Source organism: Candidatus Benthicola sp., from assembly GCF_058719085.1.
In genome coordinates this window covers 19,101-31,317 of sequence record NZ_JBZQEK010000135.1, presented here as the reverse complement: position 1 = coordinate 31,317, position 12,217 = coordinate 19,101, and the positions used below count along the sequence as shown (strand labels likewise).

Below are 12,217 nucleotides of genomic sequence, written 5' to 3'. Positions count from 1 at the left end.
GCCGATCACGACTACGCTCCGGCTCACCCGGTGACGGATGATGACTTCCTCCGCAGCTTCCTGTTTCTGCGTCGGGTCGAGCCCGAGGCTCACCTCACCGTCACCACGCGGGAGCCGGCGTGGATCCGAGACCGGCTCCTCCGGTACGGGGTGACGCGGCTGAGCGCAGGAGTCTCTACGGCCCCGGGAGGGTATGCGTCGGCGACCGACCCGGGAGGTGAACACCGGGCGCAGTTCGACATCGCCGATGCCCGGTCCGTGGAGGAGATCGAGGAGGCCGTGAGGACCGCGCAGCTGACCGTCGCGTACGACTGAGGAAGAAGGGAGCCCGCCCTCTCACGGACCCCCGGAGGCGGGAGACGCTCCCCTCGCGTCCAGCCGGTCGTCTACGTGGAACCAGGCGTCAGGCACCGGCTCCGGCGGTCCGTATCCACGGCGAACCCGAAGCCCCAGCGCCCTGCCGCCGCCGGCCTGGAAGTAGAGGACCCGGAGGCGGTGAACTCCGCGGGACAGGCCCACGGAGCCTTCCTTCGCACTCGCCCCGTGATATCCATCGTGGTCAATCACAAGTTGATCGCCAATATATAGTTGTGATCCGTCGTCTGATGTGATTTCAAACGTATAGATGTCGTCGTACGGGACCTGCAGGTACCCATGGAAGCGCAGGCCGAAACCCTCCGCCCTCTCCGCCCCGGACAGTTCGACCCGCGGTGAGATTCCGACCCACGCGGGCGCCGCTCCGTCCACTTCCGAGGCCGAACCGAGAATCGCCTCGACGTACTCGACGGCCAGGCCCGGTCGCAGGAGGCGACCATCGATGTCGAGCCCTCCACGCAGGCGGGTCCGGGCGTAGGTCGCCCGGGCGACGGGTCCCTCACGTCCGTCGGCGCGTATGAAGCGGGCGGACACGGTCAGGCCACCGGAGTCGACCGGCAGCTCGAGTGCCCGCCGATAGACCGGTGACCGGGCGGACGGTTCCTCGCCGTCCAGCGTGTAGTGCACCTCTCCCCCGGACAGCGGGCTGTACAGCTCGACGCGCACGTGACCGTCGAGGGTGAGGCGATCCTGGAGGCCCGCCGGCTCGGGCATGCGATACGCCACGCCCAGGGCGTCCAGTTGACCGAGCGCCCCCGGAAGACGCTCCGAGAAGGAGCTCCAGCTCCTGAGGCCCTCCGGGCTCCAGGTGACCTCGGCCAGCGCCACCGTCCGGGGGTAGGCCATGTATTCCACCTGCTCGGGCGTCTTCAGGTACTCGGTCCAGACGTTCCCCTGCGCCCCCAGGATGTGCCGGCCATCGGCCTCCGCGAGGGCGGCTGGAACCGGCTCGAAGGCGTAGACCGTTTCGAGCGGCAGGTATCCGCCGATCGCCAATGGTTCGCTCTCGGTGCTGCGGCTCTGGTAGTAGTCGAAGTAGAGGTGGCTCGTCGGGGTCATGATGACGTCGTGTCCCTGGCGAGCGGCCGCGATGCCTCCCTCCGTGCCGCGCCAGGACATCACGGTCGCCCGCGGCGCGAGTCCGCCTTCGAGGATCTCGTCCCAACCGATGAGGCGGCGTCCGTGGTCCGCGAGATAACGCTCGATGCGGCGGATGAACCAGCTCTGCAGCTCCAGCTCGTCCCCCAGGTTCTCGCGGCGAATCACCTCCTGGGCTGCGGGACTCTCTTCCCAGCGGCGCTTCGGGGCCTCGTCGCCTCCGACGTGGATGTAGGGGGACGGGAAGAGCTCCATCACCTCGTCGAGCACCCCCTCGAGGAAGGCGAAGGTCCGTTCGTGCGGACAGTAGATGTCCTCCATCACGCCCCACGTGGTCGCCACCTCGAACGGACCCGGTGTGCAGGCGAGCTCGGGATAGGCGGCCAGGGCGGCGACGGCATGGCCGGGCATCTCGATCTCCGGGATGACCGTCACGTACCGGTCGGCGGCGTACGCCACGATGTCCCTCACTTCGTCCTTCGTATAGAAGCCGCCGTGCGGCCGCCCATCCCCGACGTACGGGTCGAAGTTCTTCTCCAGCAGCGTCTCATCTCTCCAGGCACCGACTTCGGTGAGCCGCGGATGCCGGTCGATCTGCAGTCGCCAGCCCTGGTCGTCCGTGAGGTGCCAGTGGAAGACGTTCAGCTTGAAGCGCGCCAGAAGGTCGATGTACCGCTTGATGAAATCCGGCGGAAAGAAGTGCCGGGCCACGTCGAGATGGAGCCCGCGATAGGGAAAACGCGGATAGTCGGTGATCTCGACCGACGGAACGGTGACCGGTCGTTCTCGAGACGCCGGCACGAGCTGAAGGAGAGTGCGGGTGCCGTAGAAGAGCCCGGCATGCGTGCCGGCCCGGATCTCGATGCCCCCGCGGCCGCTGGTGAGCCGGTACGACTCGTCCCGACCGGTCGGGCCCCGCGGGACCCCGTAAGGGGGCTGCCACTCCGGGTCCAGAGACAGCCGGAGGCTTCCCGCTGCCGCGTCCGAAAGCGCGACCGGAAGGCCGGTGGTGGTCCGGAGCTCCGCCGCCACGAGCTCGGCCAGCCGCATCAGGTCCACGTCGTCGGGATCGGAGACGGACACCGTGACATCGCTCGTCAGGTCGAAACCTCCGCCACGCAGCTCGATGTCGACCGGGAGCGGCACGAGGGAGGGTGATTCAGCGTCCGGCCCGCAGCCAGCGACCGAGACCATCAACGCGACGAAAAGCGAATGCCATGCACGATTCAAAGGAGCCTCCGGGGGACGTTCGGTCCGCGCACGAGAGTTTCGCGATCGAGCCCAGTCCCTACATTGTCGGCTCCCATGGGTCAGAAGCCGCTTCGAGTTCCGAGCCAGAAAGGATGACGATACATGATGCGACACGCCCGAACCACGGCTGCGATGTTCCTGGTCACGGCCTTCCTCGCCACGATGGCCGCGTGCGACACGGGGGACGGCTTCGATGCCGCCGCGGAGGGGATCACGGTCGACGAGCTGGCGCAGGGAATTCAGGACCTCGCTGCCGATTCCATGGGCGGCCGGGCGCCCTCCTCCTGGGGCGAGGAGCGCACCGTCCGATACCTGACGGAGCGGTTCGAGGCCCTGGGACTGGAGCCGGGGAACGGGTCGAGCTGGGTACAGGAGGTCCCTCTCGTGTCGCTCACGGCCGATCCCGCCATGGAGGCCGTGATCCGCGGCCGCGGGACCGTGAACCGTCTCGAGTACGGTTCGGACTACGTCGCGGTGACCGAGCGGCTGGTCGAAGAAGTGGCGCTGGAGGCATCCGAGCTCGTCTTCGTCGGCTACGGCATCGTGGCGCCGGAGTTCGACTGGAACGACTACGAGGGGCTCGACGTGCGAGGGAAGACCGTCGTCGTGATGGTGAACGATCCCGGATACGCCACGCGTGACGAGGCGCTGTTCAACGGGCGGAGCATGACGTACTACGGCCGCTGGACCTACAAGTACGAAGAGGCGGCGAGGCAGGGAGCCGCCGGCGTGCTCGTCGTGCATCAGACCGGTCCGGCGGGGTATCCGTGGGCCGTCGTGGAGTCCGGATGGACCGGGCCGCAGTTCATGCTGGCCGAGCGCGGTGACGAACCGTTCGCCGCCATTCAGGGTTGGCTCTCGGAAGAGACGGCGCGCACGGTCTTCGCACAGGCCGGTCTCGACTTCGATGTCCTCGCGACGGAAGCCGCCACACGAGGCTTTACGCCGCGTGACCTCGGCCTCGGTCTCTCGCTCACCCTGAGGAACGAGATCGAGCGCTCGACCACGCGCAACGTGATGGCCGTGCTCCGGGGCTCGGAGCGTCCGGAGGAGACCGTGATCTATACGGCGCACTGGGATCACCTCGGGACGGATCCAGCGCTCGGCGCCGACAGCGTGTACAACGGGGCGCTCGACAACGCCACCGGGACCGCCGGACTGATCGAGATGGCGGGCGCGTTCCGTGCCCTCGAGAAGACGCCGGCGCGCTCCGTCCTGTTCATGGCCGTGGGTGCGGAAGAGCAGGGACTCCTCGGAACGGCATGGTACGCCGCCAACCCGGTGGTGCCGCTCGAATCGACGGTGGCGACGATCAACATGGACGGGCTCAACATCTGGGGTCCCACCGGGGACATCACGGTCGTCGGCTACGGCATGTCGGAGCTGGACGACGTGCTGGCGGCCGAGGCCGGGAAGGTCGGACGGACGCTGTCGCCCGACCCGGAGCCCGAGAAGGGTTCGTACTATCGGTCGGATCACTTCGAGTTCGCGAAGCGCGGCGTACCCTCGCTGTATCCGGACGCGGGGATCCAGGACGTGGAGCACGGCGAGGAGTGGGCGCGCGAGAGGCGGGACGAGTACACGCGCGATCACTACCACAAGCCCTCGGACGAGTACGATCCGGACTGGAACCTGGTCGGCGCGGTCCAGGACCTGCGACTCTTCTTCGGAGTGGGCCATGCGCTCGCGACCGGCGACGCATGGCCGAACTGGCGCGAGGGAACGGAGTTCAGGGCCGTCCGGGATGAGATGATGGGGTACGGGGCGATTGAGGAAGACGGTCCGTGAGCGGTGAGCGAATTTCACTCCGTCGGCGGCTGCCCGACCTCCTGATCGAGGCGCTGTTCATCTTCCTGGCCGTCGTTCTCGCGCTGGCAGCGGAGGAATGGCGCGAGGGGCGGGACCGGCGTGAGCTCGCCGAGCGCGCGCTCCGCTCGGTCGTCGAAGAGATCCGTTCGAACCTCGAGGAGCTGGAGCGGACGACCCCGAAGAACGAAGAACGGCTGGAGCAGGCCCGGCGCGTCCTCGACGAGCTGGAAGGCGGGGGGGAGGCGGGCGACGCCGATATCGGTCTGGAGGTCTCCCTCCTCTCCACGGCGGCCTGGCAGAGCGCGCAGATGAGTCAGGCCGTCCAGTACCTGGATCTCGAGACGATGCGCGAGATCTCGGAGGTCTACGAGATTCAGGACCTGTACGAGCGGATGCAGGACGGCATGGTGGATGGAATGGGGGATCTCATCCGCATCGCAGAAGAGGACCCACGGGCGGCCGTCCGGCAGGGAACCTCGGGGCTCGGAATGGTGCTGGAGCTGCAGCGTGTCCTCGCCCAGGTGTATCGCAACTCGCTCGCCGAGCTGGAGGCGAGCGGGGCCGAGGAGGCGGGTTAAGCCCCGCCCGGCGAGAGCCAGAGACGGATCGCGAACAGCAGAATCATCACGACGACGACCCGCTTCACCCACGCGTGGCCCTTCAGCACCGTGAGGTGCGTCCCGAGCAGACCCCCGAGCAGGTTGCCTCCGGCGAGCGCCGCTCCCATCCCCCAGTCGACCTTGCCGGCCCGGGCGAAGATCCACAGCGCCAGAGGGGTGAACACGAGGACTACCAGGACCTTGAGCGCGTTTCCCCTGACGAGGTCGAGGCCGGCGAGGAGGGCGAGCGTCAGGATGAAGAAGCCCACACCGGCCTGAACGAAGCCCCCGTAGACCCCGACGAAGAAGAAGGCGATCGAGAACGCCACGCCCCTCAGCCGGGGCTGAGATTCAGCTCCTTCACCGTCTTCCGCGGGAGAGCGCTTCCGAAACCTCCGCCGAACCGGGTCGAGCAGGATCAACGCGGCGAAGGCCGCCATGAGGAGGGCAAGGATCCGCTGGAACGAAGCGTCCCCCAGCCGAACCGCCGCCCAGGTTCCGAGTCCCGCCCCGGCGAGGGCAGGCAGCGCGGCCCGCTTCACCCACCTCCAGTCCATCACGCCGTGCCGATCGAAGCTCCACACCGCGCCCACGTTCTGCACCAGGATCGCGATGCGGTTGGTGCCGTTCGCCACCGTCGCCGGGAGTCCGAGGAAGATGAGCAGGGGCAGGGTGAGGAACGACCCGCCGCCCGCGAGGACGTTGATCGTTCCCGCCACGGTCCCGGCCCCGAACAGGAGTGCCCAGGACGCGGGTTCGTTCACCGGGTTCTCGATTCTTCGATGGCGCGGTCCTCGACCATCAGGGTGAACGTCACGTAGTACTTCATGATGTTGCTGACGTACTGGACCGGCTCGAATCCCACCTCTCGCGCCACCACGACTTCGACGTGGTCGAACCACAGGTCCGGATCGTATCCCGCCTCCGCGGCCTTCCGGCGGAGGCGCCGAATCCGGCTCGGACCGGCATTGTATGCGGCCATCGCGAAGATCTGGTGATTCGTGGGCGTGAAATCGCCCTCGTCGAGGTACCGGTCCATCAGGAGCCGCAGGTAGGCGGCACCTCCCTCGATGTTCCTGCTGTCCGTGCTCACATCGGTCACGCCCGCTTCCGCGGCCGATTCCGGCTTGATCTGCATGATGCCGACCGCCCCATGCCGGTTCTTCGTGTCCGCGCCGAGCCGGGATTCCTGAAACGCCTGTGCCACGAGCAGGAGCCAGTCGAGCTCGTACGTGGACGCGTGCGCCTCAAACATGCCCCTCAGCCGGGCGAGCACGGTTTCGTGCTCTGCCCGTCGGACGCGCTGGACGCGTGTCGTATCCTGCGCGTAGCGTCGCATCACGATGTTGCCGGTGAGCGTTCCCTCGCGGTGCTGCCGTACGAATCCGTCCAGAGCCTCCATGAGCTCGGGGCTGTCCTTCCGGATCGCCCACGCGATCTCGCCCCCGGTGCGCACTTCCAGCTCGGGGTGGAGCTGCAGATTCGGATAGATCTGCCCCCAGAAGGTCGCCTGATAGGCGTCCACGACCGTGGCCGCCAGGTTCCCGGAGTTCACCAGGTCCAGCAGCTGCTCGGCGTCCAGCACCTCGTCCACCGGGTGAAGCTTCAACGGCGCGCGGCCCTCGTCCCGGAGGCGCCGGTCCAGGGTCTGCAGGCTCTCCCAGTAACTGCTGGACGGTCGAACGAACAGATCCACGGAGCTCAGCTCTTCGAGGCTCGCGGGAGCCGCCCCTTCGTACCCCGGCCCGGTGACCACGATCTCCGAGATGTTCGTCGCGAACGGCCGGGTGAAATCCACCCTCTCGAGTCGCTCGGGCGTGATGGTCAGCCCGGCGGCGGCGATGTCGCCTCGCCCCGACTCGAGAAATGGAATCAGCAGGTCACGGGCCACCGGCTGAATCAGGACCACGACCTTGAATCGGCGACGCTCCAGCCGTTCGTTCAGGTACTCCTCCAGCTCGCGAGCCCCCTCCGCCACCATGCCGTACTGCTTTCGGCCATCGAAGCCGAAGAACATCGGCTCGTGGACGGTGAGAAGCCGCACCACACGCCGCTCCACCATGCCCGACAGGTCGCCCGTCCATGGCGCGAGAGCCTCCTGCACATCCGCGGGCAGACTGTCCAGGACCGTCAGCAGGCTCCGAACCGAATCGACTTCGATCCCTTCCGATCCTCGGACGGCCTCGGTGACGGCTTCGCGCCCTGCGTCCACCGACGCAGGGTCCGAGGAACCGTCTGCATCGCGCCGTCCGTCGCCACAGCCGAGGAGGGCCACGAGGAATGCGGTGGTCGCCAGCCAGCGATGTCCCGTTCCCGTCCGGTTCCAGGATCGATGGGCCATGATTCCCCCGGGGCTTGCGGCTTCCGGCAGAGGCCGGGAATCTTGCCGCGGATTCACCAGTGAGCGGGCATGACCGTAACATGCAACCGCGTCTCACCCTCAGCCAAGTCGAGAGTATCTTGAGCGACACGTCCCATGCCCGGGCAGAGCTGCTGCGGCGTCGCGTCCCCCAGATCGTCGGAGCCTATTTCGCCGGTGGGTGGATCGCGGTGGAGTTCACGGACTGGGCCGTGGGCCACTGGGTCCTGTCGCCCCATCTCACCGATTTCGTGGCCCTGACGTGGCTGTTTCTGCTCCCGGCCGTCGCCCTGCTCGCCTGGACGCACGGCGCGCCGGGACGCGATCGGTGGACGCGTTTCGAGACGATCGGAGTGGGGCTCAATCTGCTGGTCGGCGCCACGGCCATGTGGGCGCTGTTTCACACCAGGGATCTCGGATCGGCGACGAGCCCGGTCACGGTGGTGGACGAGGAAGGCCAGAGCCTCGAGCGCCGGATTCCGGACCGCGAGTTCACGCGCCGGATCGCCCTGTTCGCGTTCAAGAACGAAGGGGAAGGCGGGGACCTCGACTGGCTGCAGATCGGCGTGCCATGGGCCCTCGCGATCGACCTCGAACAGGATGACTGGCTGAGGCCGGTGGCGGGCTTCGGCGAGGAGCTCGCGGCCGAGCCGTTCTCGCCCAACCACCTGCCTCTGTCCCGGCAGCGCGAGCTGACCCGGGACCGCTTCCTCGACTATCTCGTCACGGGCGCCGTTCGCGGCCGACCCGACTCCATCGTCCTGGTGAGCCGTCTGTACGAGGCCGGCACGGGCAAGCTGCTCGAGGAGAGAGAGTTCTTCGGATCGCACCCGCTCGACCTGGTGGACAGGCTGTCCCACAGGATTCGCGAGGACCTCGAGCTGCCGTCCGGGCACCTGGCGGCGACGCCCGATCTACCGGTGAGCGAGCTGCTGTCCGACTCCCTCGTCGCCGTCCGCGCCTTTCTCCAGGCCGAGTATCTCGAGGGGCGTGATGCCGCGGCGAACCTGCGGCTCCTCGCCGCGGCCGTCGGCACCGACTCGACGTTTGCTCTTGCCCAGGCGGCCCTCGGGGAGGCGTATCTGGCGGCCAACCGGCCCGAGGAGGCGTACGCGGCCTACGAGGCCGCCATCCGTCACCAGTACCGGCTGAGCGAGAGAAGCCGGTTCGAGGTCAAGGTCCGCTATTACCAGATCACGCGGCAACCGGAGAAGACCCTCTCGATCGCGCGAATGCGAACGCAGCTGTATCCGACGGACCCCGCCGCCTGGGACGTGCTCGGGATCGTGCACCTCAACCAGGGGGACTTCGGTCCGGCGATCGAGGCGTTCCGGACGGCCCTGCAGATCGACCCCTCCTCGTGGGGCCGGGTCCAGCTGCTCGCCCGGGCGTATCGCAACGCCGGTCGCAGCGGAGAAGCCGAGCGGGCGTACGAGCGCTATGCCGAACGGTATCCGGAACGGCTGGCGCCGATCCGTGCGATCGGCGAGCTGCACCTGGAGCAGGGTGACTTCACCGGGGCCGCGGAGCAGTTCGAGCGAGCGCTCCTCGTGGACCCGGCCGATTTCCCGTCTCTCGTGGCGCTTGCGGACATCTCGGAGCGGACCGGCGAGTTCGACGCGGCCCGCGAGTACTACGATCAGGCGGTGTCCGCCTCGCGAACGGCGGACGAGATGTGGCTCGTCGGAGGACGCCTGGTCTCCTTCTTCGATCTCCAGGGCATGACCGACAGCGCCATCGCCCGCATGGAGGCGCTCGCTGGCTACGTGAGGTCCAGCCAGGGCCGCCTGGCCGAGCTCCAGGAGCGGATTCACGCCATCGCCCTGTATGCGAGGGCAGGACGCCCCGGTCGAGCCGAGGCGTTGCTCGACACGTTGCGCGCGGAGCTGGAGCCTCCCCTCGACCTGTTCGTTCCCCTCGGCGAAGCCTTGCTGGCGCGCGAGCTCGGCGACGGGCGCGGCATCGAGGCTTCGCTTCCCGGCGCGCGGCGACTGTACGGCGAGTTCGGATACGGCTCGATGAACTGGCTCGTGCGGCAGCTCGAGGGCGAGGCCCATCGCCTGCAGGGACGGTGCGACGAGGCCATTCCGCTGTACGAGGCTGCGACTGCGACCATGCCCCTGGGGCAGATCGCGGAGGCGGATGTGGCGCTCGGTGGGGGCCCGTGGCTGGCGCTCGGCCGATGCTACCGGGAAACCGGACAGCTCGACGGTGCGGCGACCGCCCTCGGTCAGTCGTATTCCATGGTGCCGGCGGACGCCCGCGTGCTGTACGAGCTCGCGCTCCTGTACGCGGACATGGGAGAGCGCAGGGAGGGACGGCGCTACCTCAACGGGGCCGTACACGTGTGGAGAAACGCGGACACCGACAACACGGCCGCGGCGCGGGCGCGGGCTCTCCTGTCCGAGTGGCAGAGCCTTCCCTGACCGTCGCCCCGGGCTCGCGTCCGCCGATCCGGCAGGCGAACTTGCAGCAGCAGGGAGACGAACGGCACCGTGGAGGAAGCCATGGCCTACGTACCGATCATTCCGCCGACGGAACGGACGCGCATGTCCGCGCGAGCGAGGGAGCTCGCCACGCAGCTGGAGCAGACGATTCGGGACTTCCAGCGCAGTTACCCGGACACGCCGGAGCGGGACGTCCACGAGGCGCTGCAGGCTCTGTCGGGAGAGGCGAGCGGCGTGCCGCCGTCGCGGCGTATTCTCGCTCTCAGCGTGGCCGGTGGAATCGCCGCGCTGATCGGCGTGGTGGTCTTCCTCGAGGAGTCCGGTGGAGGGCTCGCGGGCACGCTGGGCGACGTGATACCCTGGATCGTCATGGGCGCCATCGTTCTTCTCGCTCTCGTCATGGTGGCATCACGGCAGCGGTAGCGCGGACGTTGAAACCTCGTTGACGCCCATGCCGTTCTTCCCTGCATGAGCGTATCAGCCCCGCCGGTCATCCGGACGCACGAACTCAGCAAGCGCTATCGCGGGACCACGGCCGTGGACCGCATCTCGTTCGAGGTCGAGCGGGGGCAGGTGTTCGGATTCCTGGGCCCCAACGGCGCCGGAAAGACGACCACCATCGGTCTGCTGCTCGGAATCATCACCCCGACCGCGGGTCGCTTCGAGCTCTTCGGAGGCGGAAGCGCCGCCCAGCTACACGCCGCGCGCCGGCGGATCGGCGCGACCCTGGAGACCCCGAACTTCTACCCCTACCTGTCCGGAAGAGACAACCTGCGGATCGTCGCCAACGTGAAGGGCGGCGATCGGTTCGAGATCGCCCGCGTCCTCGACCTCGTGGGTCTGACCGCGCGAGCCGGCCAGAAATTCAGGGCCTATTCGCTCGGGATGAAGCAGCGGCTCGCGCTGGCGGCCACCATGCTCGGCGACCCGGAGCTCATCATCCTCGACGAGCCGGCCAACGGGCTCGATCCGGAGGGGATGAGGGAGATCCGACACATCATCCGCGGACTGGCGGAACGCGGGAAGACGATCTTTCTGTCGAGCCATCTGCTGTCCGAGGTGGAACGCATCTGCACGCACGTCGCCATCATCCAGCACGGGAGGATCCTCCGGCAGGACAGCGTCGCCGACGTGACCTCGCACGGGGTGGCCTGCCTGCGAGCCGCGGACATGGAAGGTCTCGCCGCGGCGCTGGCGGAGTATCCCGCCGCCGGTCAGGTCAGGCGGAAGGGAGACCGCCTGATCGCCGCGGTCGACGACGGTGACCTGGCCGCGCTGAACGCGTGGCTGGCCGCACGGGACGTCTACCTGTCGCACCTGGCCCTCGAATCGCGGTCTCTCGAGGACGTGTTCATGGAGGTCACGGCGGGGGGGGACCGGGATGCAGGGGGTGGAGCATGATCCTGGCCGCGCTTCGCAACGAGATGCGGAAGATGTGGAAACGTCCGGCCACCTGGGTCACGGTGGGCCTGTTCACCTTGATCACCTTCGCCGACCTGCTCGATTCGTACCGGGATGCGCAGGCCGACCCCGAAGGGACGTTCTCCCTTCCGACTGCCTGGTCCCAGATCCTCGGCGACCAGGTGATGATCGGCTTCATCTTCGCTTCGGTGCTCGCGATCCTGCTGGTGGCGGCCGAGTTTTCGTGGCGCACGGCTCGGCAGAACGTCATCGACGGCCTGTCCAAGTCTCAATGGTATGCCGCCAAGGTACTGCTGCTTCCGCTGCTGACCCTGCTCTTCCTGCTGTTGCGAGTCCTGGTGGGGGTGGGCTTCGCCCTCGCCGGCACGGAAGCCGGACACGACGCCGTCCTCTTCGGGTCCGCGCAACTGGCCGCGATCGGGGGAATGACGCTGACCGGGATCGGCTACGTGGCGCTCGCCCTGTTCATGTCGGTGGCCATCCGGTCCTCCGGTCCGGCCATGGCGGTCTGGTTCGCGTGGTTCGCCTTCGGGGAGCGCCTGCTCGTCGGAGGCCTCGGAAGCCTGTTCGAGGGGCTCCGTCCCGTGCTCCGGTGGGCGCCGATCACGACCTTCAATCAGCTTCGCGACTACCTCCTCTACGATCCCGAGGCTTTCCGACGGGCCTCCGAGCTCGCGGCGAGCCAGGATCGACCCCCGCCGGACCTCGCGGACCCGGGGACGGCGGTGTTCGGCACCCTCGTGTGGATCACCGCGCTCGTCGTCGGGGGCGGGTGGTGGGTCCGGAAACGCGATCTCTGAGCCCGACCCGCTGTGGATTCGAGGCCACGCCTTCACGGTTCATGATCCCTAAGTGAT

General features: G+C 68.0%; 9 protein-coding genes and 1 pseudogene. 7 read left to right on the top strand and 3 right to left on the bottom strand.

What is annotated here, in order from left to right; translation table 11 throughout:
* Positions 1-315 (top strand): annotated as a pseudogene (locus AC36XV_RS10340) (2-iminoacetate synthase ThiH); the annotation flags it as partial.
* 21 nt (positions 316-336) lie between these two features.
* On the opposite strand, the gene AC36XV_RS10335 reads toward AC36XV_RS10340, so the two are convergent.
* Positions 337-2,619 carry a family 20 glycosylhydrolase gene (locus AC36XV_RS10335; RefSeq protein ID WP_492203603.1) on the bottom strand — a complete coding sequence of 761 codons (2,283 nt, stop codon included), beginning with the start codon at positions 2,617-2,619 and terminating at the stop codon, positions 337-339.
* 207 nt (positions 2,620-2,826) lie between these two features.
* Here AC36XV_RS10335 and AC36XV_RS10330 point away from each other — a divergent pair, with 207 nt between their 5' ends.
* On the top strand, positions 2,827-4,512 hold the full coding sequence (locus tag AC36XV_RS10330) for a M28 family metallopeptidase (RefSeq protein ID WP_492203602.1): 1,686 nt from the start codon (positions 2,827-2,829) through the stop codon (positions 4,510-4,512).
* Positions 4,509-5,111 (top strand): hypothetical protein, encoded by a 603-nt coding sequence (locus AC36XV_RS10325; RefSeq protein ID WP_492203601.1) that lies wholly within the window; start codon positions 4,509-4,511, stop codon positions 5,109-5,111. The genes AC36XV_RS10330 and AC36XV_RS10325 overlap by 4 nt, the downstream gene beginning before the upstream one ends.
* Here AC36XV_RS10325 and AC36XV_RS10320 read toward each other — a convergent pair.
* The gene (locus AC36XV_RS10320; RefSeq protein ID WP_492203600.1) at positions 5,108-5,896 is read right to left on the bottom strand and encodes a sulfite exporter TauE/SafE family protein; all 789 of its coding nucleotides are present in this window, start codon (positions 5,894-5,896) and stop codon (positions 5,108-5,110) included. The two genes, AC36XV_RS10325 and AC36XV_RS10320, sit on opposite strands and share 4 nt — an antisense overlap.
* A complete protein-coding gene (locus AC36XV_RS10315; protein ID WP_492203599.1) occupies positions 5,893-7,473 on the bottom strand; it encodes an MltF family protein in 1,581 nt (526 codons plus the stop codon). Before AC36XV_RS10315 ends, AC36XV_RS10320 begins: the two co-directional genes overlap by 4 nt.
* 119 nt (positions 7,474-7,592) lie before the next feature.
* On the opposite strand from AC36XV_RS10315, the gene AC36XV_RS10310 reads away from it, so the two are divergent.
* From AC36XV_RS10310 to AC36XV_RS10295, 4 genes are all read left to right on the top strand, one after another.
* On the top strand, positions 7,593-9,917 hold the full coding sequence (locus tag AC36XV_RS10310) for a tetratricopeptide repeat protein (protein ID WP_492203598.1): 2,325 nt from the start codon (positions 7,593-7,595) through the stop codon (positions 9,915-9,917).
* 81 nt (positions 9,918-9,998) lie between these two features.
* Positions 9,999-10,361, top strand: coding sequence for a hypothetical protein (locus tag AC36XV_RS10305; protein WP_492203597.1), 363 nt, complete (start codon positions 9,999-10,001; stop codon positions 10,359-10,361).
* 45 nt (positions 10,362-10,406) lie between these two features.
* Positions 10,407-11,339 carry an ABC transporter ATP-binding protein gene (locus AC36XV_RS10300; protein ID WP_492203596.1) on the top strand — a complete coding sequence of 311 codons (933 nt, stop codon included), beginning with the start codon at positions 10,407-10,409 and terminating at the stop codon, positions 11,337-11,339.
* Positions 11,336-12,160 carry an ABC transporter permease gene (locus AC36XV_RS10295; RefSeq protein WP_492203595.1) on the top strand — a complete coding sequence of 275 codons (825 nt, stop codon included), beginning with the start codon at positions 11,336-11,338 and terminating at the stop codon, positions 12,158-12,160. The genes AC36XV_RS10300 and AC36XV_RS10295 overlap by 4 nt, the downstream gene beginning before the upstream one ends.
* The last annotated feature ends 57 nt before the right edge of the window (positions 12,161-12,217 follow it).

Excerpts from the sequence above, each read along its gene's own strand:
- AC36XV_RS10305 (WP_492203597.1), top strand. The coding sequence starts at position 9,999 with ATGGCCTACGTACCGATCATTCCGCCGACGGAACGGACGCGCATGTCC.
- AC36XV_RS10300 (WP_492203596.1), top strand. The coding sequence starts at position 10,407 with ATGAGCGTATCAGCCCCGCCGGTCATCCGGACGCACGAACTCAGCAAG.
- AC36XV_RS10295 (WP_492203595.1), top strand. The coding sequence starts at position 11,336 with ATGATCCTGGCCGCGCTTCGCAACGAGATGCGGAAGATGTGGAAACGT.
- AC36XV_RS10330 (WP_492203602.1), top strand. The coding sequence starts at position 2,827 with ATGATGCGACACGCCCGAACCACGGCTGCGATGTTCCTGGTCACGGCC.
- AC36XV_RS10315 (WP_492203599.1), bottom strand. The coding sequence starts at position 7,473 with ATGGCCCATCGATCCTGGAACCGGACGGGAACGGGACATCGCTGGCTG.